Below are 24,312 nucleotides of genomic sequence, written 5' to 3'. Positions count from 1 at the left end.
CGCCTCGTTACTCGATGACGACCAGCGGCTCGTCAAATTCAACCGGCTGACCACTTTCGACCAGAATCGCTTTCACAGTACCTGACTTGTCTGCTTCGATCTGGTTCATCATTTTCATGGCTTCAACGATGCACAGGGTATCGCCTACGTTGACTTTCTGGCCGACTTCGATGAACGCCTTCGCGTCCGGGCTCGGGGTGCGGTAGAAAGTACCAACCATTGGGGAACGTACGATGTGACCACTGATTTCTGCGGCTGCGGCAGGTGCGGCTTCTGCTGCTGGCGCAACGGCTGCGGCAAGCGCAGGCTGCTGCACAGGGGCAGCGTAAGCTTGCTGCATTACCGGGTAGCTAGCGGCTGGGGCTGCACGGCTGATGCGTACAGACTCTTCGCCTTCAGAAATTTCCAGTTCGGAGATGCCTGATTCTTCAACCAGCTCGATCAGTTTTTTAATCTTACGAATATCCATGAGTGGGTTCCGTACTCTTGTTTAGTGTGATTGTGACAAGCGTTTGACCGCTGTCTGTAAAGCGTATGAATAACCGTCTGCACCCAGCCCGCAGATCACGCCAGCGGCGATATCTGACAGGTACGAATGGTGACGGAACGGCTCTCGGGCGTGTACGTTGCTCAGGTGGATCTCGATAAACGGGATACTCACGGCGAGCAGGGCGTCACGGATAGCAACGCTGGTGTGCGTAAACGCGGCCGGATTGATCAGGATATAGTCCACAGTGTCTTTAGCCTGATGAATACGGTCGATGATTGCGTACTCCGCATTTGACTGAAAATGATCCAGACCCACATTTAGCGAGGCTGCTTCCGTACCAAGACGGTTAACAATTTCGTTCAATGTCAGCGTGCCGTACTTCTCCGGCTCACGGGTGCCGAGCATGTTAAGGTTCGGTCCGTTGAGAACTAAGATCTGGAATTTGTCAGCCATTGTGCCGCTATCTCCTACGAATGTCCGGTAAAAAACAAAATATACCTTCGATGCGCGATTGTCACCTTTTCAGAGGCCTAAAACCCCTGTCAGGAAAACCAAAGTCGCACATTATAACGATTTCGTAGCATTTGGCAGCTAAATACTGGTCTTATCAGGGAAGATTATCAACTGCAAACCGTAAAAGAGTCGCGGTTGATAAGTAATCTGCGGGAAAACGCACAGTTTCGCGAACTATCGAAACCACTGGCGGAACTTCTTGTAACGCCACGCTAAAAGCACAATTGCCGCCAGCGCGTAGAGGATGGGCTGCGGGGATAATATCTTCACCGACCACAGGAAATGTATCGGTGCGAGGATCGCCACAAGATAGACGAAGTTGTGCAAAAGTTGCCAGCGTCGGCCCAGTTTTCGCTGTGCATACTGCGTCGAGGTGAGCGTCAACGCCAGTAAAATCAGCCAGCTTACGATCCCGAGCGTCAGATAAGGGCGCGTAACCAGCTCGCTGCCGAGCAATGCCAGATTGTTAATACCCAGTTCAAGCAGCGCATAGCTGGTGAGATGCAGCGTTGCCCAGGCAAAACACCATAGCCCTAAAAGACGGCGGGTACGTATCAATAATGGCTGTTTAGCGTAACGCGCCAGCGGCGTGACCAGCAAGGTGGCGAGCAAGAATTTCAGAGCCATCCTACCCGTAAAGTGTTGAATATCCTTCGCCGGGTCGGCGCTGAAGTAGCCCTGACTGGCGGCCCAGAACAGCCAGATAAAAGGAAGCAGCCCGGCGAGGTGCAGAAGCACCTTCAGCCAGGTGATTTGTTTTGCCGTTAACCGCACTAGAAGTTCTCCCGCAGATCCAGGCCCCGATACAGCGAAGCGACCTCATCCGCATAGCCGTTGAACAGCAGGGTCGGCTGACGTTTTACGTCCAGCGCGCCGCCGGAGCCGATAAAGCGCTCCGTCGCCTGCGACCAGCGCGGGTGGTCAACGTGCGGGTTCACGTTGGCAAAAAAGCCGTACTCGTCGGGTGCCGCCAGGTTCCAGGTGGTTGGCGGACGCTCGCGGGTGAGCTTGATGCTGACAATCGATTTGATCCCCTTAAAGCCATATTTCCACGGCACGGTTAAGCGAATGGGCGCCCCGTTTTGCGGCGGAAGCGCTTTACCGTAAACCCCCACGGTCAGCAGGGTCAGGGGATGCATCGCCTCGTCGAGGCGCAGTCCTTCGACGTAAGGATAGGCCAGCCCGCCGCCGATAAAGCGGTCCTTCTGGCCGGGCATCTGCTCCGGGGAGTAGAGCGTCTGGAAGGAGACATATTTTGCGTTGCTGGTGGGCTCAACCAGCGCCAGCAGCTTGTGCAGCGGGAAGCCGACCCACGGCACCACCATCGACCAGGCTTCAACGCAGCGCATCCGATAGATTCGCTCTTCCAGCGGGAAGCGGGTGGTGAGGTCGTGATGATCCAGGGTCAGCGGTTTCGCCACTTCGCCGTCAATCTTCAGCGTCCAGGGATCGGTTTTCATCCCGCCCGCGTTGGCGGCAGGATCGGCCTTATCGAGGCCAAATTCATAGAAGTTGTTGTAGCCGGTGACTTTATCTTCCGGGGTCAGCGCCTGTTTGTTTTGCCATTCGGCAGGTTTGGTAAAGGTGAGCGGGGCACCGGACGGGGCTTTCGGGCGATCGTTGCCTTTAAACCAGTCGAGCAGATCGGCGTGGGCCGCCGGGGTGAGCGTCAGGGCTGTGGCGCTAATGCCAAGCATTTTCAGGATCTGGCGGCGCTGTAACATAAAGACAGACTCGGACGTTACGTCGGCTTCCGTCAGTTTTCTGGTTTTCATGGCATCCTCCGTCATGCGTTTTTCTAAGCATGACGGAGGAGAACGATTAGCGCGAATATGTCACGAAAATTTGAAGATTAGGCAATTTTCACCAGCGCACGGCCGTGGAAGGCGTTATCCATGATCTTACTGGCATATTCAGGCGCCTGGCTGAGGCTGATTTCCGTTGCGCTCTGGCTATAGAACGACTCCGGCAGGTCGCGCGACAGGCGTTCCCAGGCTTCGGCGCGGCGCGCTGGCGGGGTCATCACCGAATCGACGCCCTGTAAGCGCACGTTGCGCAGAATAAATGGCATCACCGTGGTTGGCAGGGCAAATCCACCCGCCAGGCCGCAGGCCGCCACGCAGCCGCCGTAGTTCATCTGTGCCAGCACTTTCGCCAGCACCTTGTCACCGACGGTATCGACGGCTCCTGCCCAGACCTGTTTTTCCAGCGGACGGGTTTCAGCAAATTCGTCGCGACCCAGAATCCGGCTGGCGCCCAGCTGACGCAGGTAATCATGGGTGCTTTCGCGACCCGAAACGGCCGCCACCTGATAGCCCAGCTTGTGCAGGAGCGCCACGGCGGTGCTGCCCACGCCACCGCTTGCGCCGGTCACCACGATTTCACCGGATTCAGGACGGACCCCGGCATCTTCCAGCGCCATCACGCAGAGCATGGCGGTAAAGCCCGCCGTGCCGACAATCATCGCTTTACGACCGTCCAGCCCGTTCGGCATCGGCACCAGCCAGTCGCCTTTTACGCGTGCCTGTGATGCCAGCCCGCCCCAGTGGTTTTCACCCACGCCCCAGCCGGTGAGCAGTACCTGCTGGCCGACGTGGAAGCGCGGATCTTCACTCGCATGAACATGACCGGCGAAGTCGATACCCGGCACCATCGGAAAGTTTCGGATGATTTTACCTTTGCCGGTGATCGCCAGCGCATCTTTGTAGTTGAGACTGGACCAATCGATATCAACGGTCACTTCGCCTTCCGGCAAACGGCTCTCTTCAATGGTTTGCACCGAGGCCAGCGTGCTGCCGTCCTGCTGTTCTAAGATCAAAGCCTGCATATAAGGTTCCTTAGGACTCAGATGATTGGAAAAATATTTCTGACGACTATACTCGCACATTGAAACGCAGTGCCGATTTAACGCAATAAATTGCCAGATACACCAGGTTTGGTAGTATGCCGCATCTCAAATGCAAGTTAGCGCTTACTCGCTACCCCATCAACCCACGGAGTAATCTCAAGGATGCGATTAACGACGAAATTCTCAGCCTTTATCACGCTGCTGACGGGACTCACCATCTTCGTCACGCTGATTGGCTGTTCCCTGAGTTTCTACAATGCGATTCAGGATAAGCTGGTTAATCGGGTCCAGTCGGTGGCCACGGTTATCGATACGCGGCTGATCTCCACCCCGTTTTCGGCGCTGTCGGGCGAGCTGGATGAGCTGATGGTGCCTGTTGATATCGTCCGGGTCGACGTTCTCCAGGGCAAGCAGATCGTGTTTAGCCACGCGCGACAGGGGACCTATCGACCCGTCGGGTCGGTAAACCAGTTCCGGGACGTGTCGATACACTCTATTAAACATCCGGGTATGACGATAAAAATGGTCTATCAGGATCCGATGGCCAACTACTTCCAGTCCTTGCTCACTACCGCACCGCTCACCCTCTCCGTTGCCTTTATCGTGCTGGTGATTTTTCTCGCCGTGCGCTGGCTGCGCCGTCAGCTCTCCGGCCAGGAGCTGCTGGAGAACCGTTCCGTGCGCATTCTGAACGGCGAGCGCGGCCAGCAGGTTCGCGGCTCGGTCTATGAATGGCCGTCGCGTACCAGCAGCGCGCTCGACATGCTGCTGTCAGAAATTCAGTTCGCCAGCGATCAGCGCAGCCGTATGGATACGCTGATCCGCTCCTACGCCGCGCAGGATAATAAAACCGGCCTTAATAACCGCCTGTTCTTCGATAATCAGCTGGCGACGCTGCTGGACGATCCGGAAAAGGTGGGTACGCACGGCGTGGTGATGATGATCCGTCTGCCGGACTTCGACCTGCTGCGGGAAACCTGGGGAGCACGCGCGGCGGAAGAGAATCTCTTCACGCTGATCAATCTGCTGTCGACCTTTATTATGCGCTATCCCGGCTCGCTGCTGGCGCGCTATCACCGCAGCGATTTTGCCGTTCTGCTGCCGCACCGCACCCTGAAAGAGTCGGAAAGCATCGCCAGCCAGCTGCTGAAGGCGGTTGATGCGCTGCCGCAGAGCAAAATGCTTGACCGGGATGACATGGTACACATCGGGATCTGCGCCTGGCGTGGCGGGCAGGCCACCGAGCAGGTGATGGAACACGCCGAGGCCGCGACCCGCAATGCGGTGTTGCAGGGGGCGAACGGCTGGGCGGTTTACGATGATTCTCTGCCGGAAAAAGGACGCGGCAACGTGCGCTGGCGAACGCTGATTGAGCAAATGCTGAGCCGCGGCGGGCCGCGTATCTATCAAAAACCGGCGGTATTACGTAACGGCCACGTGCATCACCGGGAATTGATGTGCCGCATCTTTGACGGTACCGAAGAGGTTATTTCCGCTGAGTATCTGCCGATGGTGCTGCAATTTGGTCTTTCAGAAGAGTATGACCGCCAGCAAGTTACCCGCTTAATCCCTTTCTTATCTTTCTGGCCGGAAGAAACTCTGGCTTTACAGGTCACCGTCGAGTCCTTAATTCGTCCCCGTTTTCAGCGCTGGCTGCGCGATACGTTAATGCAATGCGAAAAATCGCAACGACAGCGCATTATTTTTGAACTTGCAGAGGCGGATGTAGGTCAACACATCAGTCGGTTACGCCCGGTGGTCCGTTTGATCAACGCGCTCGGTGCGCGTGTTGCGGTCACCCAGGCGGGGCTGACGCTGGTCAGCACCAGCTGGATTAAGGATCTGGATGTCGAAATTCTGAAACTTCATCCTGGGCTGGTCAGGGATATCGATAAACGCACGGAAAACCAGCTTCTGGTACAGAGCCTGGTTGAAGCCTGTAAAGGAACACAAACTCAAGTATTTGCCGCTGGCGTACGCTCGCGAAGCGAATGGCAGATGTTGACAGAGCGCGGTGTGGCGGGCGGTCAGGGGGATTTCTTTGCCTCTTCACAGCCGCTTGACACCAATGTGAAAAAATATTTGCAAAGATACTCTGTTTGACCTGCCGTTTAATTTGTTTTCACGTAGAATATCGCGCCTGTAGCTTTGAGTAAGACGAGCAAAAAGCCAGTGAACGCCCTTTATCGGGTTACAAATGAAAGTGAGGGACGCTACTGTTTACTCAGCCCTGAGGGACTCAGGGGACGAATTTGTAACAAAGGAAACGTACTGCACTAATTTTCACCGTAGCAGACGATTTTTGCGCCTTGTCGCTGCTGCGTGTGGTTGGTAAAGTAAGCGGATTTTGTTTTCCGCCCCAGCTTTCAGGATTATCCCTTAGTATGTTGAAAAAATTTCGTGGCATGTTTTCCAATGACCTGTCCATTGACCTGGGTACCGCGAATACCCTTATTTATGTAAAAGGACAAGGCATCGTATTGAATGAGCCTTCCGTTGTGGCCATTCGTCAGGATCGTGCCGGCTCGCCAAAAAGCGTGGCCGCGGTCGGTCATGATGCGAAGCAGATGCTGGGTCGTACCCCAGGCAACATCGCCGCGATCCGTCCAATGAAAGACGGCGTGATTGCTGACTTCTTCGTGACTGAAAAAATGCTTCAGCACTTCATCAAACAGGTTCACAGCAACAGCTTCATGCGCCCAAGCCCGCGCGTGCTGGTGTGTGTGCCAGTCGGTGCTACTCAGGTAGAACGTCGTGCAATCCGTGAATCCGCTCAGGGTGCGGGTGCGCGTGAAGTGTTCCTGATTGAAGAGCCAATGGCGGCGGCAATCGGTGCAGGCCTGCCTGTTTCTGAAGCGACCGGTTCTATGGTTGTTGATATCGGTGGTGGTACCACTGAAGTGGCGGTTATCTCCCTGAACGGCGTAGTGTACTCCTCCTCCGTGCGTATCGGCGGTGACCGTTTCGACGAAGCCATCATTAATTACGTGCGCCGTAACTACGGCTCTCTGATCGGTGAAGCCACCGCAGAGCGTATCAAGCACGAAATCGGTTCTGCTTACCCGGGTGATGAAGTACGCGAAATCGAAGTTCGTGGTCGTAACCTGGCAGAAGGCGTTCCGCGCGGCTTTACCCTGAATTCCAACGAAATCCTCGAAGCGCTGCAAGAGCCGCTGACCGGTATCGTGAGTGCTGTAATGGTTGCGCTGGAACAGTGCCCGCCAGAACTGGCTTCCGATATCTCCGAGCGCGGTATGGTTCTGACCGGTGGTGGTGCGCTGCTGCGTAACCTCGACCGCCTGTTGATGGAAGAGACAGGAATTCCTGTCGTAGTTGCAGAAGATCCACTGACTTGCGTAGCCCGTGGTGGCGGCAAGGCGCTGGAAATGATCGACATGCACGGCGGCGACTTGTTCAGCGAAGAGTAGTCGGCTGTGAAAGGGTAGCGAATCGCTACCCTTTCTCTCTGACACGAGAATACGCATAGCCTATGAAGCCAATTTTTAGCCGTGGCCCATCGCTACAGTTTCGCCTTATCCTGGCGGTGCTGGTTGCGCTTGGGGTCATTATTGCCGATAGCCGCCTCGGTACGTTCAGCCAAATCCGAACGTACATGGATACCGCCGTCAGTCCTTTCTACTTTGTATCAAATGGTCCCCGTGAACTGCTCGACTCCGTTTCGCAAACGCTGTCTTCACGCGACCAACTCGAACTTGAAAACCGGGCGTTACGTCAGGAACTGCTGCTGAAAAACAGCGAGCTGCTGATGCTTGGGCAATATAAGCAGGAAAACGCGCGTCTGCGCGAACTGCTTGGCTCGCCGCTGCGTCAGGATGAGCAGAAGATGGTGACCCAGGTCATCTCCACGGTGAACGATCCGTACAGCGATCAGGTGGTTATCGACAAGGGCAGCGTAAACGGTGTTTATGAAGGCCAGCCGATGATCAGCGATAAAGGCGTTGTCGGCCAGGTTGTTGCCGTGGCCAAACTGACCAGCCGCGTCTTGCTGATTTGCGATGCGACCCACGCGCTGCCGATTCAGGTGCTGCGTAACGACATCCGCGTTATTGCGGCCGGTAACGGCTGTACGGACGATCTGCAACTGGAGCATCTGCCGGCTAATACGGACATCCGCGTGGGTGACGTGCTGGTGACCTCGGGTCTGGGCGGACGTTTTCCGGAAGGGTATCCGGTCGGGGTGGTTTCATCCGTGAAGCTGGATACGCAGCGTGCTTACACCGTGATTCAGGCGCGTCCAACGGCGGGCTTACAGCGTCTGCGCTACCTGCTGCTGCTCTGGGGCGCCGATCGTAACGGCAGTAACCCGATGACCCCGGAAGAAGTCCATCGCGTGGCAAACGAACGTCTGATGCAGATGATGCCGCAGGTGCTTCCTCCCGCTGATTCCATGGGGCCGCCAGCGCCAGTACCGGCTCCTGCTACGGGCTTGACGCAGGATGCGCCACCGCCGCCTAAGCTCTCGTCAGGAGGGCAGTAGTGGCAAGTTATCGTAGCCAGGGACGCTGGGTTATCTGGCTCTCGTTTCTCATTGCGCTGTTGCTGCAAATCATGCCCTGGCCGGACGACATCCTCGTCTTCCGGCCAAACTGGGTGCTGCTCATTTTACTCTACTGGATCCTTGCCCTGCCGCACCGCGTAAATGTCGGCACAGGTTTTGTGATGGGTGCCATACTGGATCTCATTAGTGGCTCTACGCTTGGCGTGCGCGCCTTATCCATGAGCATTATCGCGTACCTCGTCGCACTTAAATTCCAGCTCTTTCGAAACCTCGCGCTCTGGCAACAGGCGCTGGTGGTGATGTTGTTGTCGCTTGCTGCGGATATCGTTGTTTTCTGGGCAGAGTTTTTAGTGATCAATGTCTCTTTCCGACCGGAAGTGTTCTGGAGTAGTGTAGTGAACGGTGTGCTCTGGCCGTGGCTGTTCCTGCTGATGCGTAAAATCCGCCAGCAGTTCGCCGTGCAATAAAAGGTTTCTATGACGTCTTTGTATCTTGCTTCCGGCTCTCCGCGCCGTCAGGAACTCCTGACCCAGTTAGGGGTGTCTTTTGAACGAATCGTGACCGGCATTGAAGAAAAACGTGCAGAGGGCGAAAGCGCTCAGCAGTACGTTTCTCGTCTTGCGCGCGAGAAAGCGCAGGCGGGCGTGGCGCAAACCCCGCGTGACCTGCCGGTGCTGGGAGCCGATACCATCGTTATCCTTAACGGTGAGGTGCTTGAGAAACCGCACGACGCGGAACACGCGGCGCGAATGCTGCGCAAGATGTCCGGACAAACCCATCAGGTGATGACCGCCGTGGCGCTGGCAGACAGCCAGAACGTGCTCGACTGCCTGGTGGTCACGGACGTGACGTTCAGAGTGCTTACCGACGACGAGATCGCCGCTTATATCGCCAGCGGTGAACCGATGGATAAAGCAGGTGCATACGGTATTCAAGGGTTGGGTGGCTGTTTTGTCAGGAAGATAAATGGCAGCTATCACGCCGTAGTCGGCTTACCGCTGGTGGAAACGTATGAGTTGCTGAGCAATTTTAACTCACTGCGTGAGGGAAGGGATAATTATGACGGCTGAATTGTTGGTAAACGTAACGCCCTCGGAAACCCGTGTGGCCTACATTGATGGTGGCATTCTTCAGGAAATCCACATTGAACGTGAAGCGCGACGCGGAATAGTAGGCAATATCTACAAAGGTCGTGTCAGTCGTGTCCTGCCGGGTATGCAGGCGGCTTTTGTAGATATTGGACTGGATAAGGCGGCGTTTCTTCACGCTTCCGACATCATGCCGCACACCGAATGTGTGGCGGGCGAAGAGCAAAAGCAGTTCGCCGTCCGCGACATTTCCGAGCTGGTGCGTCAGGGCCAGGACCTGATGGTGCAGGTGGTGAAAGATCCGCTGGGCACCAAAGGTGCGCGTCTGACCACCGACATCACCCTTCCTTCCCGCTATCTGGTCTTTATGCCGGGAGCCTCGCACGTTGGCGTATCCCAGCGTATTGAGAGCGAAAGCGAGCGCGAGCGCCTGAAAAAGGTGGTGAGCGCTTACTGCGACGAGCAGGGCGGATTTATCATCCGTACCGCCGCAGAGGGGATCAGCGAAGAGGATCTGGCGTCCGATGCCGCCTATCTGAAACGCGTCTGGACGAAGGTGATGGAGCGTAAAAAACGCAACCAGACCCGCTATCAGCTTTACGGTGAACTGGCTCTCGCCCAGCGCGTGCTGCGTGATTTCGCCGATGCCCAGCTTGACCGCATCCGCGTGGACTCCCGCCTGACCTACGAAGCGCTGCTGGAGTTCACCGCCGAATACATTCCTGAAATGCCGGGCCTGCTGGAGCACTACTCTGGCCGCCAGCCTATCTTCGATCTCTTTGACGTCGAAAACGAAATCCAGCGCGCGCTGGAGCGTAAGGTGGAGCTGAAATCCGGCGGTTATCTGATTATCGATCAGACCGAAGCCATGACCACGGTGGATATCAACACCGGGGCCTTCGTCGGCCATCGCAATCTGGACGACACCATCTTTAATACCAACATCGAAGCGACCCAGGCCATCGCGCGCCAGCTTCGTCTGCGCAATCTCGGCGGCATTATCATCATCGACTTTATCGATATGAATAATGAAGACCACCGTCGCCGCGTGCTGCACTCGCTGGAGCAGGCGCTGAGCAAAGATCGCGTAAAAACCAGCATTAACGGCTTCTCCCAGCTTGGGCTGGTGGAAATGACGCGCAAGCGCACCCGTGAAAGCGTGGAGCATGTGCTGTGCAACGAGTGCCCGACCTGTCACGGACGCGGCACGGTAAAGACGGTAGAGACCGTCTGCTACGAAATCATGCGTGAAATCGTCCGCGTTCATCACGCCTACGACTCCGATCGTTTTCTGGTCTATGCTTCCCCTTCGGTAGCAGAGGCCCTGAAAGGGGAAGAGTCGCACGCGCTGGCGGAAGTGGAAATCTTTGTCGGCAAACAGGTTAAAGTGCAAATCGAGCCGCTCTATAACCAGGAGCAATTTGACGTCGTCATGATGTAAACGCAGTTCGCTGCGAGATTAAAGCTGACAAGGAGAGATGCGTGAGGCGATTGCCGGGGATTTTACTGCTTACAGGGGCAACGCTTGTCGTGATTGTCGCGCTGCTCGTGAGCGGGTTGCGCCTTGTATTACCGCATCTGGACAGCTGGCGACCGCAGATCCTCTCTAAAATTGAATCCGCCACCGGTACGCCGGTGGACGTGAGTCAGATTAGCGCCAGCTGGCAAAACTTTGGCCCGACGCTGGACGTGCGCGATATCAACGCCAGCCTGAAAGATGGCGGCCACCTGAAAATTAAACGCGTCACCCTGGCGCTGGACGTGTGGCAAAGTTTGCTGCACCTGCGCTGGCAGTTTCGCGATCTCACCTTTTATCAGCTCCAGTTTATGACCAATACGCCGCTGCGTAGCGGTGATAGCGATCAAGGCTTTGAAACCAACCGTATCAGCGATCTCTTCCTGCGCCAGTTCGATCATTTCGATCTGCGCGACAGCGAAATTAGCTTTATTACCCTCTCAGGCCAGCGCGCCGAGCTGGCTATTCCTCAGCTCACCTGGCTTAACGGCAAAGAGCGGCACCGCGCCGAAGGGCAGGTTAACCTCTCCAGCCTGAACGGGCAGCACGGCCTGATGCAGGTACGCATGGATCTGCGCGACGACAATGGTCTGCTGAACAACGGCAAAGTCTGGTTGCAGGCCGACGATGTGGACGTAAAGCCCTGGCTCGGCGAGTGGATGCAGCAAAACGTGAAGCTGGAAAAGGCCCGTTTTAGCCTGGAAGGCTGGCTGACCCTGACGGACGGTGATTTCGCCAGCGGGGATATCTGGCTGAAAAAGGGCGGGGCGAGCTGGAACGCAGAAAACACCCCGCATCAGCTTTCTGTGGATAACCTGACCGCGCACGTCACCCGTGTTCAGAGCGGCTGGCAGTTCGCTATTCCCGATACGCGCATTACTCTCGATAACAAGCCCTGGCCGCGCGGCGCGCTGGCGCTGGCGTGGATCCCGGAGCAGGACGCAGGCGGTATAAACGGCAAGCGCAGCGATGAGCTGCGCATCCGCGCCAGCAATCTGGACCTGGCCGCCGTAGAGGGGTTACGTTCGATGGCCTCCCGCATTTCACCCGATCTGGGTGACATCTGGCTGGCGACCCAGCCCGCCGGGCAGATCGATCGTCTGGCGCTTGATATTCCTTTGCAGGCGACGGAAAAAACCCGCTTCCAGGCAAGCTGGAAAAACCTTTCCTGGAAACAGTGGAAGCTGCTGCCGGGGGCCGAGCACTTTAGCGGCAAGCTTGAGGGAAGCGTTGAAAACGGCAGGCTGACGGCGGAAATGACCGATGCCAAAATGCCTTACGAAACGGTATTCCGCGCGCCGCTGGAAATTGAAAAAGGCAGCGCCGTGCTCAACTGGCTCAAGAACGACAAGGGTTTCCAGCTTGACGGTCGCCATATCGACGTGAAGGCCAAAGCGGTTCACGCGCGCGGCGATTTCCGCTACATGCAGCCCGAGGGTGATGAACCCTGGCTCGGTATTCTGGCGGGGATCAGCACTGACGATGGCTCTCAGGCCTGGCGCTATTTCCCGGAAAACCTGATGGGCAAAGAGCTGGTCGATTACCTGAGCGGGGCGATCCAGGGCGGGCAGGCCGATAACGCCACGCTGGTGTACGGCGGCAATCCGCGCCTTTTCCCGTACAAACATAACGAAGGTCAGTTCCAGGTGCTGGTGCCGCTACACAACGCTACCTATGCTTTCCAGCCCGACTGGCCCGCGCTGAAAAACCTCGATATCGAGCTTAACTTCCTTAACGACGGTCTGTGGATGAAGTCCCGGAGCGTGGCGCTGGGCGGGGTGACCGCAACCAACCTGACGGCGAACATTCCGGACTACTCGAAAGAAAAACTGCTGATTGATGCGGATATCAATGGTCCCGGCAAAGCGGTTGGCCCTTATTTCGAAGAGACCCCGCTGAAGGAGTCGCTGGCGGCAACGCTTGAGCAGCTCCAGTTAGACGGCGATGTGAATGCTCGCTTACATCTTGATATCCCGCTCAACGGATCGCTGGTCACCGCCAAAGGCGACGTGAAGCTGAACGACAACAGCCTGTTCATCAAGCCGCTCGACAGCACGCTTAAGAACCTCACCGGGCAGTTCAGCTTTGTGAACGGCAATCTGAAAAGCGAGCCGCTAACGGCGAACTGGTTTAATCAGCCGGTCAATATCGATTTCTCCACCACCGAAGGGGAAAAGGCCTACCAGGTGGCGGTCAATATGAACGCGAACTGGCAGCCTGCGCGTATGGACGTGCTGCCGAAGCCCGTCGCTGAAGCCATCAAAGGCCCGGTCTCCTGGAACGGGAAGGTGGGCATTGAGCTGCCCTATCACGCCGGGGCGCGCTATAAGGTCGATATTACCGGCGATCTGAAAAACCTCAGCAGTTCGCTTCCGGCGCCGCTGGAGAAGAAAGCCGGGCAGTCGCTGCCGGTGAAGCTGAACGTGGATGGCAACCTGAACAGCTTTGCGCTGACGGGCAGCGCGGGCGGCACGAACCACTTTAACAGCCGCTGGCTGCTGAATCACAAGCTGACGCTGGACAGAGCCATCTGGACCACCGACAGCCGCACCACGCCGCCGCTGCCGGAGCAGAGCGGGATCGAGCTGAACCTGCCGCCGATGGATGGCGCCGAGTGGCTGGCCCTGTTCCAGAAAGGGGTCGGGCAAAACGTCGATGACGCGGCGCAGTTCCCGCAGACCATTACCGTGCGCACCCCCGCGCTGACGATGGGCGGGCAGCAGTGGAACAACCTCAGCCTGGTCTCACAGCCGACGGCGAACGGCTCGAAGGTCGAGGCGCAGGGCAGGGAGATCAACGCCACGCTGAACATGCGCGACAACGCGCCGTGGCAGGCGGCGATCCGCTATCTCTACTACAACCCGGCGACGGCGTCCGGGAAAAAGAGCGCCTCCGGCGCGTCACCCTTCAGCGCAACTTCCCGCGTCGATTTCAGCAGCTGGCCTGACTTACAGCTGCGCTGCGCGGAGTGCTGGCTGTGGGGGCAAAAGTATGGCCGTATCGATGCGGATTTAGCCATTAACGGCAATACGCTTACCCTTACCGGCGGCCTGCTGGATACCGGATTTGGTCGTCTGACCGCGTCCGGCGAGTGGGTAAATAATCCGGGCCAGCAGCGCACCTCGATTAAGGGTGAGATTAAGGGCAACAAGCTGGATGCGGCGACCAATTTCTTTGGTCTCAGCACCCCGCTTCGCGGCTCTTCGTTTGACGTAAACTACGATTTGCACTGGCGCGCCGCTCCGTGGACGCCGGACGAAGCCACCCTTAACGGCATTCTGAAGGCCAACTTCGGCAAAGGGGAGATTGCTGACGTTAGCACCGGTCACGCCGGTCAGATCCTGCGCATGCTGAGCTTTGACGCCCTGCTGCGCAAGCTGCGCTTTGATTTCAGCGATACCTTCAGCGAAGGGTTCTACTATGACTCGATCCGCAGCACGGCGTGGATCAAAGATGGCGTGCTGCATACCGACGACACGCTGGTGGACGGCCTCGAAGCGGATATCGCCATGAAAGGCTCGGTAAACCTGGTGCGCCGCGAGCTGGATATGGAAGCCGTGGTGGCGCCGGAGATCTCGGCCACCGTCGGCGTGGCGGCGGCCTTCGTGGTCAACCCGATTGTGGGCGCGGCGGTGTTCGCCGCCAGTAAAGTGCTGGGGCCGCTGTGGAGTAAAGTCTCCATTCTACGTTATCGGATCACCGGTCCGATTGATAAGCCGCAGATCAACGAGGTGCTGCGCCAGCCGCGCAAAGAAGCACAGCAATGATTTGACGAAGGCGAGTAATTGCCTCACTCTCAATTGATAACAATTTTTTTACCGCCCCTGGCGGCAACGAACGAGTAGCAAAACGATGAGTCTGAACCTGGTAAGTGAACATCTGCTGGCAGCGAACGGCCTGAGCCATCAGGACCTGTTTTCCATTCTCGGTCAACTGACCGAACGCCGACTCGACTACGGCGATCTTTACTTTCAGTCGAGCTATCACGAATCCTGGGTTTTAGAAGACAGCATCATTAAAGATGGTTCCTACAACATTGACCAGGGCGTGGGCGTGCGTGCCGTGAGCGGTGAAAAAACCGGTTTTGCGTATGCCGACCAGATTAGCCTGGCCGCGCTGGAACAGAGCGCACAGGCCGCGCGCACCATCGTGCGTGATACCGGCGATGGCCGGGTGAAAACTCTTGGCGAAGTGCAGCACTCCGCGCTGTATACCAGCCTCGATCCGCTGCAAAGCATGAGCCGTGAAGAGAAGCTGGATATCCTGCGTCGTGTAGACAAAGTGGCGCGCGCCGCGGATAAGCGCGTGCAGGAAGTCTCTGCCAGCCTGAGCGGCGTGTATGAACTGATTCTGGTGGCGGCGACCGACGGTACGCTGGCCGCCGACGTGCGTCCGCTGGTGCGACTTTCCATCAGCGTGCAGGTCGAAGACGACGGCAAGCGCGAGCGCGGTTCAAGCGGCGGCGGCGGTCGTTTTGGCTATGACTGGTTCCTGGGCGACGTTGACGGTGAACCGCGCGCGGACGCGTGGGCGAAAGAGGCCGTGCGCATGGCGCTGGTGAATCTGTCTGCGGTTGCCGCTCCGGCGGGGACCTTGCCGGTAGTGCTGGGCGCAGGCTGGCCGGGCGTGCTGCTGCACGAAGCGGTGGGCCATGGTCTGGAAGGCGACTTCAACCGTCGCGGCACTTCCGTGTTCAGCGGTCAGATGGGACAGCTGGTCTCCTCTGAACTCTGCACCATCGTGGACGACGGCACCATGCAGGATCGCCGCGGCTCTGTCGCCATCGACGATGAAGGTACGCCAGGTCAGTACAACGTGCTGATCGAAAACGGCGTGCTGAAAGGCTACATGCAGGACAAGCTCAACGCGCGTCTGATGGGCGTAGCGCCAACCGGAAACGGTCGTCGCGAATCTTATGCGCACCTGCCGATGCCGCGCATGACCAACACCTACATGCTGCCGGGCCAATCGACTCCGCAGGAGATTATCGAATCCGTGGATTACGGTATCTTCGCGCCAAACTTTGGCGGCGGCCAGGTGGATATCACCTCCGGTAAGTTTGTCTTCTCGACTTCAGAAGCCTACCTGATTGAGAAGGGCAAAGTGACCAAAGCGGTGAAGGGCGCGACTCTGATTGGTTCCGGTATCGAAGCGATGCAGCAGATTTCGATGGTCGGCAACGATCTTAAGCTGGATAACGGCGTCGGCGTCTGCGGTAAAGAGGGCCAAAGCCTGCCGGTGGGTGTCGGTCAGCCAACGCTGAAAGTGGAAGGTCTGACGGTCGGCGGCACGGCGTAACTTTATGTTTCCCTCACCCCGGCCCTCTCCCACAGGGAGAGGGTGGAAAATGTTCCCTCTCCCTGTGGGAGAGGGTTAGGGTGAGGGAAAAATGTCGAAGTCTACTCCTTCCTTCTCCCCCGCATCCCCTGGAACAGCTCCGCCACTTCGACAAAATAGTCGGTCAGATAGTTAATACATACCTGCACCTTAAGCGGCAGCTTGTCCTTTTCGGTATACAGGGCGTAGACCGGGCGCGGATCGGACTGATAGCGCGGGAATAAGATCTCCAGCACGCCGCTGTTGATCTCGTCGATCACCCACATCAGCGGCACGTAGGCGATCCCGGCACCGGCCACCAGCCAGCGTGAGATGGTCATGGGATCGTTTGTCACAAAGCGGCCTTCCGGCAGCAGTTTGGTCGACAGCCCTTCCGGAGCTATCAGCTCGAATTCGTTGTCCGGGCGAACGCTGTACTCCAGCCAGGAGTGGTTGCTGAGATCGGCGGGTTTTTCCGGCACGCCGTACTGGGCGAGATAGCTTTTTGACGCGCAGACCACCATCGGCATACTGCCCAGGCGGCGGGAAAAGAGGCTGGAATCTTGCAGCGCACCCACGCGGATCACCAGATCAAGTCCGTCGGCAATCAGGTCGGGGGCGGGAATGCCCGTTACCAGGTTAACCGTTAATCCGGGGTACTCTTTCAGCATTTCTGCTGTCATACCGGCGAGGACATTTTGTGCCATAGTTGAAGAACAGCCGATACGCAGCGTGCCGATAGGGGTGTTGTTGAACGCGTAAAGTTGCTCGTGGACCTCCTGCACCTCCTGCAACATGCGCCGACAGCCCTGATAGTAAATCTTACCTGCTTCGGTCAGCCCAATGCTGCGGGTGCTGCGGTTCAACAGCTTGACCTGGAGTTCATCTTCCAGTTTAGAGACAGTCTGGCTGATGGACGACACGCTCATCTGAAGCTGTCGCGCGGCGGCGGTAAAAGAGCCAAGTTCAACCACTTTGGCAAAGACGGACATACGTTTTAAACGTTCCATTGTTCACTCTGGCTTAAAAGTGATTTAGATCACATATTATAGATAACAGCATAACAGTTACGTTAATATATTATTAATTACATAACGGCCATGCCCCTCTCGCCCGGCTTTTCCTGCTCTTCTGCGATGGCGTGTGCTGAAAAATTCTGTCGCCTGCATTCTCTCTAATCAAGGTCAACATGAGTCTGTTTCCCGTTATCGTGGTGTTCGGTCTTTCGTTCCCACCGATATTCTTTGAGCTTCTTTTATCACTGGCGATTTTCTGGCTGGTGCGCAAGGTGCTGGTTCCGACCGGGATCTACGATTTCGTCTGGCATCCTGCATTGTTTAATACCGCGCTGTATTGCTGCCTGTTTTACCTGATATCGCGCATGTTTGTCTGAGGTTGATGTGAAAACGCTAACAAGAAAAATCTCCCGCACCGCCATCACTATGGCACTGGTTATCCTCGCGTTCATTGCTATTTTCCGAGCCTGGGTTTATTACACCGAATCCCCCTGGACCCGCGACGCGCGCTTTAGCGCGGATGTGGTGGCGATCGCCCCCGACGTCGCCGGTCTTATCACCGCCGTGAATGTACACGACAACCAGCTGGTAAAAAAAGATCAGGTGCTGTTCACCATCGACCAGCCGCGTTACCAGAAAGCCTTAGAGCAGGCTGATGCCGACGTCGCCTACTACCAGGCGCTGGCGGCGGAAAAACGTCGTGAAGCAGGGCGTCGAAACCAGCTGGGTATTCAGGCGATGTCCCGTGAAGAGATCGACCAGTCTAACAACGTGCTGCAAACCGTGCTGCACCAGCTGGCAAAATCCCAGGCCACGCGCGATCTGGCGAAACTCGATCTGGAGCGCACCGTGATCCGCGCGCCGTCCGACGGCTGGGTCACTAACCTTAACGTCTATACGGGCGAGTTTATTACCCGTGGCTCTACCGCCGTGGCGCTGGTGAAGCAAAACTCCTTCTACGTGCTGGCCTATATGGAAGAGACCAAGCTTGAGGGCGTGCGTCCGGGCTATCGTGCGGAGATCACCCCGCTTGGCAGCAACCGCGTGCTGAAAGGGACGGTCGACAGCGTGGCCGCCGGGGTAACGAACTCCAGCAGCACCAGCGATGCCAAAGGCATGGCGACCGTTGACTCTAACCTTGAGTGGGTGCGTCTGGCCCAGCGCGTGCCGGTGCGTATTCATCTCGACGAGCAGCAGGGCAACCTGTGGCCAGCGGGCACGACGGCGACGGTGGTGATCACCGGTGAAAAAGACCGTGATGCCAGCCAGGACTCTTTCTTCCGTAAAATCGCCCATCGCCTGCGCGAGTTTGGTTAATCGCTATGGGCATTTTTTCCATCGCCAGCCAGCACCTCCGCTTCGCCGTGAAGCTGGCCTGTGCCATCGTGCTGGCGCTGTTCGTCGGCTTTCACTTCCAGCTTGAAACGCCCCGCTGGGCGGTGCTGACGGCGGCTATCGTGGCCGCCGGCCCGGCATTTGCCGCGGGCGGTGAACCCTACTCCGGCGCCATTCGCTATCGTGGGATGCTGCGTATCGTCGGGACCTTTATCGGCTGTATTGCGGCGCTCACCATTATTATCCTGATGATCCGCACGCCGCTGCTGATGATCATGGTCTGCTGTATCTGGGCAGGCTTCTGTACCTGGGTCTCCTCGCTGGTCAAGGTTGAAAACTCCTACGCCTGGGGTCTGGCGGGCTATACCGCGCTGATTATCGTCATCACCATTCAGACCGAGCCGCTGCTTGCGCCGCAGTTTGCGGTGGAGCGTTGCAGCGAGATCGTCATTGGTATCGTCTGTGCGATTGTCGCCGATCTGCTGTTTTCGCCACGATCCATTAAGCAGGAGGTGGATCGCGAGCTGGATGCCCTCATTGTTGCCCAGTACCAGCTGATGCAGCAGTGCATCGCGCATGGCGACAGCGAAGAGGTTGATAAAGCCTGGAGCGGGCTGGTACGCCGCACCCAGGCGCTGGAAGGGATGCGCAGCAACCTTAACATGGAGTCCTCGCGCTGGACCCGTGCCAACCGCCGTCTTAAAGCACTTAACACCGTGTCCCTAACGCTGATCACCCAGGCGTGTGAAACCTATCTGATTCAAAATACCCGCCCGGAAGCGGTCACGGATACCTTCCGCGAGCTGTTCGCCGAGCCGGTTGAAACGGTACAGGACGTGCACAGGCAGCTTAAACGAATACGCCGGGTGATTGCCTGGACCGGGGAGCGCGATACGCCGGTGACCATTTACACCTGGGTCGGGGCGGCAACGCGTTACCTGCTGCTGAAGCGCGGCGTGATCGGCAATACCAAAATCAGCGCGGCAGAAGAAGAGGTGCTCCAGGGCGAGGTAGTGATCAAGGCGGAATCGGCCGAGCGTCACCACGCGATGGTCAACTTCTGGCGCACCACGCTCGCCTGTATGCTCGGCACGCTGTTCTGGCTGTGGACCGGCTGGACGTCCGGCAGCGGGGCAATGGTGATGATTGCGGTGGTAACCGCGCTGGCGATGCGCCTGCCAAACCCGCGCATGGTCGCCGTCGACTTCCTGTACGGCACCATCGCCGCGCTGCCGCTGGGCGCCTTCTACTTCCTGGTGATCCTCCCCTCGACTCAGCAGAGCATGTTGTTGCTCTGTATTAGCCTTGCGGTCATGGCGTTCTTTATCGGTATCGAAGTGCAAAAACGCCGTCTGGGATCGCTCGGGGCGCTGGCGAGCACCATTAATATTCTGGTGCTGGACAACCCGATGACCTTTCACTTCAGCCAGTTCCTCGACAGCGCGTTGGGCCAGCTGGTGGGCTGCTTCCTGGCGATGATGGTGATCCTGCTGGTGCGCGATAACTCCCAGGCGCGAACCGGACGCGTGCTGCTGAACCAGTTCGTGTCGGCTGCCGTATCGTCCATGACCACCAACACCGCCCGACGCAAAGAGAACCATCTGCCGGCGCTTTATCAGCAGCTCTTTTTACTGCTGAATAAGTTCCCAGGGGACATTGCCAAGTTCCGCCTGGCGCTGACGATGATCATTGCCCACCAGCGGTTGCGTAATGCGCCGGTGCCGATCAACGACGATCTCTCCGCCTGGCACCGCCAGCTACGGCACACGGCGGATCGCGTGATTGCAGCCAGCAACGACGACAAGCGCCGCCGCTACTTTAAGCAGCTGCTGGAAGAGCTGGATGTCTACCAGGAGAAGCTTAAATACTGGGAGGCGCCGCCTCAGGTCACAGAGCCTGTAGGGCGACTGGTGTTTATGCTACAGCGATACCAGAGCGCGCTCACAGAGAGCTGATGATAAAAACCGACGCCAAAAGCGTCGGTTTTTTTGTGGCTATACTTAATCTGGCAGGTTCTTAAACTCAGATAAGGGAGGACTCATGACGACCCAGGCCCTACAGGACAGCGTCCTTTTTCAGACCGGATATCTGGTCGATGGCATATGGAAAACCCTCGATACCACCTTTGACGTCCTCAACCCGGCCACGGGAGAGGTGGTCGCGAAGGTGGCGAAAGCAGGTAAAACCGAGACCGAAGCCGCCATTGCCGCGGCGACTAAAGCCTTCCCCGCATGGCGAGCAAAAACCGCGAAAGAGCGCTCCACCATCCTCTATCGCTGGTATGAACTGATTATTGAGAACAAAAGCTGGCTCGGTCGGCTGATGACCATCGAGCAGGGCAAGCCGTTGAAGGAGGCGGAAGGCGAGGTCGACTACGCCGCGAGCTTTATCCAGTGGTTCGCCGAGCAGGCGAAGCGCGCGAACGGCGAGATTATCCCGCCCGTGAAGCCAGGCTCACGCATTCTGGCGACCCGCGAGCCGGTCGGGGTGGTTGCGGCGATCACCCCGTGGAACTTCCCGATGGCGATGCTGACGCGTAAGCTCGGCCCGGCGCTGGCGGCGGGCTGTACCGGCGTCATCAAACCCGCGAACAACACGCCGCTCAGCGCCTTTGCGCTGCTGACGCTGGCGAAACAGGCGGGCGTGCCGGACGGCGTGCTTAACGCGGTCGCAGGGAACACGCAGGAGATCAGCGATGCGATTATGGCCAGCCATGACGTGCGTAAAATCTCCTTCACCGGCTCCACCGCCGTCGGCAAAACCCTGGTGCGCAACGCGGCAGAGACCATGAAAAAGGTTTCGATGGAGCTCGGCGGGAACGCGCCCTACATCGTCTTTGAGGACGCGGATATCGACGCCGCCGTTAAAGGGGCCATCGCCAATAAATTCCGCAACGCCGGGCAGGTGTGCGTCAGCGTGAACCGCTTCTACATTCAGGAAACCGTCTACGACAGGTTTGTGAACCAGCTTGCCGATGCGGTGAAAGACCTGAAGGTCGGCAACGGTCTGGAAGAGGGCGTTGTCGTGGGGCCGCTGATTGAGCCCTCTGCGGTGAAAAAGGTTAAAGAACACGTCGACGATGCGGTTGCTAAAGGGGCCACCGTGCTGGCGGGCGGCAAGGAGCACGATCTGGGTGGTAACTTCTGGCTGCCAACCGTGCTCGGCGACTGCCACGAAGGGATGAAGCTTGCCGAAGAAGAGACATTCGGCCCGGTGGCGGCCTGCTTCCGCTTTACCTCAGAAGATGAGGTCATTCAGCGCGCCAACAATACGCCGTTTGGACTGGCGGCCTACTTCTATACCCAGAATTTGCAGCGCGTATTCCGCGTTTCGCAGGCCATTGAGAGCGGCATGATTGGGGTCAACGAGTGTGCGGTCTCCACCGAGCTGGGGCCGTTCGGGGGCGTTAAAGAGTCCGGCCTGGGGCGCGAAGGTTCGGTGCTGGGGCTGGAGGAGTTTCTGGAAGTGAAGACCCTGCATATCGGGGGACTGTAGCCGGGGTGGGTGGTAATGAAAATTTATACATTTGATTTTGACGAGATCGACAGTCAGGAAGACTTCTATCGCGAATTTGTTCGGGTCTTTGGCCTGGAGAAGGAAAGCGTCACTAATTTAGATTCGTTATGGGATGCGGTTGTCGGCAATCAGCTGCCGCTGCCGTTGGAGATAGAGTTTACGCATCTGCCTGAAAAGCTGCGCCGACGTTTTGGCGCGCTCATTCTGCTGTTTGATGAAGCAGAGGAAGAGCTGGAAGGTCAGCTCCGCTTTAACGCACGACCATAAAAAAAGCCCCTGACTAAAAAGGTCAGGGGCAAGTCGTATGATGAGATACGACGAGGGTTTATTTGTACAGCTCAGCCGTGGCGTGCCAGTGATCGCCCTGATTCATTTCGGTGATGCGATAGCTGCTGGCACCCGCCTTTTCAGCTTTAGCAGCCAGGTCGTGACGGATATCCATCGGAGAGCCTGCTACTGAAGTCACGGATACGCTACCCATTGGTTGCAGATTTTGCGCCTGATCGGCATTGACCTGATGCACCGCGGCGCCTGCGCCGAAGGAAAGTACAGATGCCAGACCGAGGGTTGCGATGATTAATTTAGTGTTCATAGTCTTTACTCCTGAATCGTGTTTGCCCAACGGCGAGAAGGGTTGAACCGCTATTTTTATGCCTGGTGCCGTTGAGAGGTTGTCTTGTTCAGATATCAGCAAATCTTATTTATAAAGCTCAGCCGTTGCGTGCCAGTGGTCGCCTGAACGCGCTTCAATGATGCGGTAAGACGATGCACCCTGTTCCTGCGCTTTCTTGTTCAGCATGGCGTTCATATCCATTGGTGACGTACCGATTGCACCCACAGAAACCGTACCGATTGACTGACGTGATTGCGCCTGTTCAGCGTTGATGGAGTCGGCGGCGAAAGCACCGAATGACAGGACAGACAGGACGCTCAGAGCCGCTACAGTAGTTTTGATTTTCATGATTCTTTACCTCGTCGAATTTTATTGGGGTCTTTGTTTCGTGACCCTCATCACAAAATCAAGTATACACTAATCACGGCAAAAATTAATACCATGCTAATTGTTTCACTGGTTATTACGTGTTAATAACGCGGTTTTTTATAACCAAATTGCATAAAAATGATTAATTATTGGTCGCAATGTTTGGTTATCTCTAAAAAAATCATATGGATATGTGAATTTGATTTTTTGTGCGATTTTTTGATTTGGCATTCACTGGATGAATGTTACGTGGAGGTAAAAAGCACTATTTGCAAAAGCGAAGTGGGGTTGAACGTAGGGGGAAACGGGGCGGGAGCAGGATAATCCCCGCAGCGCGCGGCCACGGGGAGGGCGATTACAGCTCCTGTTCGAACAGAACCAGAATCGCTTCGTAGAGGTCTTTTACCGAGAAACCGTTAGCCGGGGTGGTAAAGATAGTGTCGTCACCGGCGATCGTTCCAAGAATACCCTCTGCTTTACCCAGGGAGTCCAGCAGGCGAGCAATCAGCTGTGCGGCACCCGGGCTTGTGTGGATAACCACAACGGCATCGTTATAGTCGATATCCAGAACCAGGTTTTTCAGCGGGCTGGAGGTGGTCGGCACGCCAAGCTCTGCGGGCAGACAGTAGACCATTTCCATTTTGGCGTTGCGCGTACGCACGGCGCCAAACTTGGTTAACATGCGGGAGACTTTCGACTGGTTGATGTTATCGAAACCTTGTTCCTGCAACGCCTGAACAATTTCTCCCTGAGAACTGAATTTCTCTTCTTTGAGCAGCGCTTTAAACGCTTTGACTAATTCTTCTTGCTTAGACGAGCTTCGCATAAGTCACCCGGAATATGACGATAGAAACAACATTATTATGCATGTGGATGAATTTTTATGCAAATTATCTGCCAGGTGGAAGGCTGAAATAATGTTATGAAAGGGAGTGATTTTATCAGATTTCGTTATCAGAAAACATGCCTGGCTCACGGCATGCAAATAAGCTTAAAAGTAAATTAAATGTTATCAAAATGATGTTGTTTTGGTGGCTTAGCAAGGTGTATTGTAACCACCTCTTGATTCGTTGCCGCCTGCTGCCTGAGTGCATTCTGGCGTGGCGAAAGGCGCGTGACCTCAAATTCTTTAGCTACGAAAATTGAAATTATTTACCTGCTGAATTATGGTCG

22 protein-coding genes are annotated in these 24,312 nt (G+C 56.6%); 13 read left to right on the top strand and 9 right to left on the bottom strand.

The features are described from left to right. Positions 1 to 7 precede the first annotated feature (7 nt). From accB to acuI, 5 genes are all read right to left on the bottom strand, one after another. Entirely contained in the window at positions 8 to 469 is a 462-nt protein-coding gene (gene accB / locus ACSVHP_RS13055) for an acetyl-CoA carboxylase biotin carboxyl carrier protein (RefSeq protein ID WP_234673400.1), read from the bottom strand. Positions 470 to 490: 21 nt separating this feature from the next. Further along, on the bottom strand, positions 491 to 943 hold the full coding sequence (gene aroQ, locus ACSVHP_RS13050; protein WP_234673399.1) for a type II 3-dehydroquinate dehydratase: 453 nt from the start codon (positions 941 to 943) through the stop codon (positions 491 to 493). A 234-nt stretch (positions 944 to 1,177) separates the two neighbouring features. Beyond that, entirely contained in the window at positions 1,178 to 1,777 is a 600-nt protein-coding gene (msrQ, locus tag ACSVHP_RS13045; RefSeq protein WP_447552123.1) for a protein-methionine-sulfoxide reductase heme-binding subunit MsrQ, read from the bottom strand. Further along, complete coding sequence (gene msrP / locus ACSVHP_RS13040; protein WP_447552122.1) at positions 1,777 to 2,778, bottom strand: protein-methionine-sulfoxide reductase catalytic subunit MsrP; 1,002 nt, start codon at positions 2,776 to 2,778, stop codon at positions 1,777 to 1,779. The genes msrQ and msrP overlap by 1 nt, the downstream gene beginning before the upstream one ends. A gap of 77 nt (positions 2,779 to 2,855) precedes the next feature. Continuing rightward, positions 2,856 to 3,830: an acrylyl-CoA reductase (NADPH) gene (acuI, locus tag ACSVHP_RS13035; protein WP_234673392.1), complete on the bottom strand. Its 975-nt coding sequence runs from the start codon at positions 3,828 to 3,830 to the stop codon at positions 2,856 to 2,858. A gap of 183 nt (positions 3,831 to 4,013) precedes the next feature. On the opposite strand from acuI, the gene csrD reads away from it, so the two are divergent. From csrD to tldD, 8 genes are all read left to right on the top strand, one after another. Continuing rightward, positions 4,014 to 5,954, top strand: a complete 1,941-nt coding sequence (csrD, locus tag ACSVHP_RS13030) for an RNase E specificity factor CsrD (RefSeq protein ID WP_447552121.1) — start codon at positions 4,014 to 4,016, stop codon at positions 5,952 to 5,954. Between the two features lie 281 nt (positions 5,955 to 6,235). Then, positions 6,236 to 7,279 (top strand): rod shape-determining protein MreB, encoded by a 1,044-nt coding sequence (gene mreB / locus ACSVHP_RS13025; RefSeq protein WP_000913396.1) that lies wholly within the window; start codon positions 6,236 to 6,238, stop codon positions 7,277 to 7,279. A gap of 62 nt (positions 7,280 to 7,341) precedes the next feature. Then, a complete protein-coding gene (gene mreC / locus ACSVHP_RS13020; protein WP_447552120.1) occupies positions 7,342 to 8,349 on the top strand; it encodes a rod shape-determining protein MreC in 1,008 nt (335 codons plus the stop codon). Then, complete coding sequence (mreD, locus tag ACSVHP_RS13015) at positions 8,349 to 8,837, top strand: rod shape-determining protein MreD (RefSeq protein ID WP_010436160.1); 489 nt, start codon at positions 8,349 to 8,351, stop codon at positions 8,835 to 8,837. The genes mreC and mreD overlap by 1 nt, the downstream gene beginning before the upstream one ends. Positions 8,838 to 8,846: 9 nt before the next feature. Further along, entirely contained in the window at positions 8,847 to 9,440 is a 594-nt protein-coding gene (locus ACSVHP_RS13010; protein ID WP_234673386.1) for a Maf family protein, read from the top strand. Continuing rightward, the gene (rng, locus tag ACSVHP_RS13005) at positions 9,430 to 10,899 is read left to right on the top strand and encodes a ribonuclease G (protein WP_234673384.1); all 1,470 of its coding nucleotides are present in this window, start codon (positions 9,430 to 9,432) and stop codon (positions 10,897 to 10,899) included. Before ACSVHP_RS13010 ends, rng begins: the two co-directional genes overlap by 11 nt. Before the next feature lie 41 nt (positions 10,900 to 10,940). Further along, on the top strand, positions 10,941 to 14,741 hold the full coding sequence (gene yhdP / locus ACSVHP_RS13000; RefSeq protein WP_447552119.1) for an AsmA2 domain-containing protein YhdP: 3,801 nt from the start codon (positions 10,941 to 10,943) through the stop codon (positions 14,739 to 14,741). Between the two features lie 85 nt (positions 14,742 to 14,826). After that, complete coding sequence (gene tldD / locus ACSVHP_RS12995; RefSeq protein WP_234673380.1) at positions 14,827 to 16,272, top strand: metalloprotease TldD; 1,446 nt, start codon at positions 14,827 to 14,829, stop codon at positions 16,270 to 16,272. A 101-nt stretch (positions 16,273 to 16,373) separates the two neighbouring features. Here the strand turns inward: tldD and aaeR are convergent, their stop codons facing one another. Further along, positions 16,374 to 17,300: an HTH-type transcriptional activator AaeR gene (gene aaeR, locus ACSVHP_RS12990; protein ID WP_234673378.1), complete on the bottom strand. Its 927-nt coding sequence runs from the start codon at positions 17,298 to 17,300 to the stop codon at positions 16,374 to 16,376. Between the two features lie 179 nt (positions 17,301 to 17,479). Between aaeR and aaeX the strand changes: the two genes are divergently transcribed. From aaeX to ACSVHP_RS12965, 5 genes are all read left to right on the top strand, one after another. Then, positions 17,480 to 17,683, top strand: a complete 204-nt coding sequence (aaeX, locus tag ACSVHP_RS12985) for a p-hydroxybenzoic acid efflux pump operon protein AaeX (protein ID WP_003860416.1) — start codon at positions 17,480 to 17,482, stop codon at positions 17,681 to 17,683. Between the two features lie 7 nt (positions 17,684 to 17,690). After that, positions 17,691 to 18,623 carry a p-hydroxybenzoic acid efflux pump subunit AaeA gene (aaeA, locus tag ACSVHP_RS12980; RefSeq protein ID WP_234673376.1) on the top strand — a complete coding sequence of 311 codons (933 nt, stop codon included), beginning with the start codon at positions 17,691 to 17,693 and terminating at the stop codon, positions 18,621 to 18,623. 5 nt (positions 18,624 to 18,628) lie between these two features. Continuing rightward, positions 18,629 to 20,596, top strand: coding sequence for a p-hydroxybenzoic acid efflux pump subunit AaeB (gene aaeB / locus ACSVHP_RS12975; RefSeq protein ID WP_447552118.1), 1,968 nt, complete (start codon positions 18,629 to 18,631; stop codon positions 20,594 to 20,596). Between the two features lie 85 nt (positions 20,597 to 20,681). Then, positions 20,682 to 22,136 carry an NAD-dependent succinate-semialdehyde dehydrogenase gene (locus ACSVHP_RS12970; RefSeq protein WP_447552117.1) on the top strand — a complete coding sequence of 485 codons (1,455 nt, stop codon included), beginning with the start codon at positions 20,682 to 20,684 and terminating at the stop codon, positions 22,134 to 22,136. Positions 22,137 to 22,151: 15 nt separating this feature from the next. Next, the gene (locus ACSVHP_RS12965; protein ID WP_234673370.1) at positions 22,152 to 22,424 is read left to right on the top strand and encodes a barstar family protein; all 273 of its coding nucleotides are present in this window, start codon (positions 22,152 to 22,154) and stop codon (positions 22,422 to 22,424) included. A 58-nt stretch (positions 22,425 to 22,482) separates the two neighbouring features. Here the strand turns inward: ACSVHP_RS12965 and yhcN (ACSVHP_RS12960) are convergent, their stop codons facing one another. From yhcN (ACSVHP_RS12960) to argR, 3 genes are all read right to left on the bottom strand, one after another. Further along, complete coding sequence (yhcN, locus tag ACSVHP_RS12960) at positions 22,483 to 22,749, bottom strand: peroxide/acid stress response protein YhcN (protein ID WP_234673368.1); 267 nt, start codon at positions 22,747 to 22,749, stop codon at positions 22,483 to 22,485. Positions 22,750 to 22,854: 105 nt separating this feature from the next. Beyond that, positions 22,855 to 23,118: a peroxide/acid stress response protein YhcN gene (gene yhcN, locus ACSVHP_RS12955; protein ID WP_234673366.1), complete on the bottom strand. Its 264-nt coding sequence runs from the start codon at positions 23,116 to 23,118 to the stop codon at positions 22,855 to 22,857. A 376-nt stretch (positions 23,119 to 23,494) separates the two neighbouring features. Then, positions 23,495 to 23,965 (bottom strand): transcriptional regulator ArgR, encoded by a 471-nt coding sequence (gene argR, locus ACSVHP_RS12950; protein WP_003860428.1) that lies wholly within the window; start codon positions 23,963 to 23,965, stop codon positions 23,495 to 23,497. Positions 23,966 to 24,312 lie beyond the last annotated feature (347 nt).

This window comes from Enterobacter sp. 186315 (assembly GCF_053290175.1).
This window is presented reverse-complemented; position numbering and strand designations above follow the sequence as displayed.

Coding starts and splice junctions, on each gene's coding strand:
- accB (WP_234673400.1), bottom strand. CDS start 469: ATGGATATTCGTAAGATTAAAAAACTGATCGAGCTGGTTGAAGAATCA.
- aroQ (WP_234673399.1), bottom strand. CDS start 943: ATGGCTGACAAATTCCAGATCTTAGTTCTCAACGGACCGAACCTTAAC.
- msrP (WP_447552122.1), bottom strand. CDS start 2,778: ATGAAAACCAGAAAACTGACGGAAGCCGACGTAACGTCCGAGTCTGTC.
- acuI (WP_234673392.1), bottom strand. CDS start 3,830: ATGCAGGCTTTGATCTTAGAACAGCAGGACGGCAGCACGCTGGCCTCG.
- csrD (WP_447552121.1), top strand. CDS start 4,014: ATGCGATTAACGACGAAATTCTCAGCCTTTATCACGCTGCTGACGGGA.
- mreB (WP_000913396.1), top strand. CDS start 6,236: ATGTTGAAAAAATTTCGTGGCATGTTTTCCAATGACCTGTCCATTGAC.
- mreC (WP_447552120.1), top strand. CDS start 7,342: ATGAAGCCAATTTTTAGCCGTGGCCCATCGCTACAGTTTCGCCTTATC.
- ACSVHP_RS13010 (WP_234673386.1), top strand. CDS start 8,847: ATGACGTCTTTGTATCTTGCTTCCGGCTCTCCGCGCCGTCAGGAACTC.
- rng (WP_234673384.1), top strand. CDS start 9,430: ATGACGGCTGAATTGTTGGTAAACGTAACGCCCTCGGAAACCCGTGTG.
- tldD (WP_234673380.1), top strand. CDS start 14,827: ATGAGTCTGAACCTGGTAAGTGAACATCTGCTGGCAGCGAACGGCCTG.
- aaeR (WP_234673378.1), bottom strand. CDS start 17,300: ATGGAACGTTTAAAACGTATGTCCGTCTTTGCCAAAGTGGTTGAACTT.
- aaeX (WP_003860416.1), top strand. CDS start 17,480: ATGAGTCTGTTTCCCGTTATCGTGGTGTTCGGTCTTTCGTTCCCACCG.
- aaeB (WP_447552118.1), top strand. CDS start 18,629: ATGGGCATTTTTTCCATCGCCAGCCAGCACCTCCGCTTCGCCGTGAAG.
- ACSVHP_RS12970 (WP_447552117.1), top strand. CDS start 20,682: ATGACGACCCAGGCCCTACAGGACAGCGTCCTTTTTCAGACCGGATAT.
- ACSVHP_RS12965 (WP_234673370.1), top strand. CDS start 22,152: ATGAAAATTTATACATTTGATTTTGACGAGATCGACAGTCAGGAAGAC.
- yhcN (WP_234673368.1), bottom strand. CDS start 22,749: ATGAACACTAAATTAATCATCGCAACCCTCGGTCTGGCATCTGTACTT.
- yhcN (WP_234673366.1), bottom strand. CDS start 23,118: ATGAAAATCAAAACTACTGTAGCGGCTCTGAGCGTCCTGTCTGTCCTG.
- argR (WP_003860428.1), bottom strand. CDS start 23,965: ATGCGAAGCTCGTCTAAGCAAGAAGAATTAGTCAAAGCGTTTAAAGCG.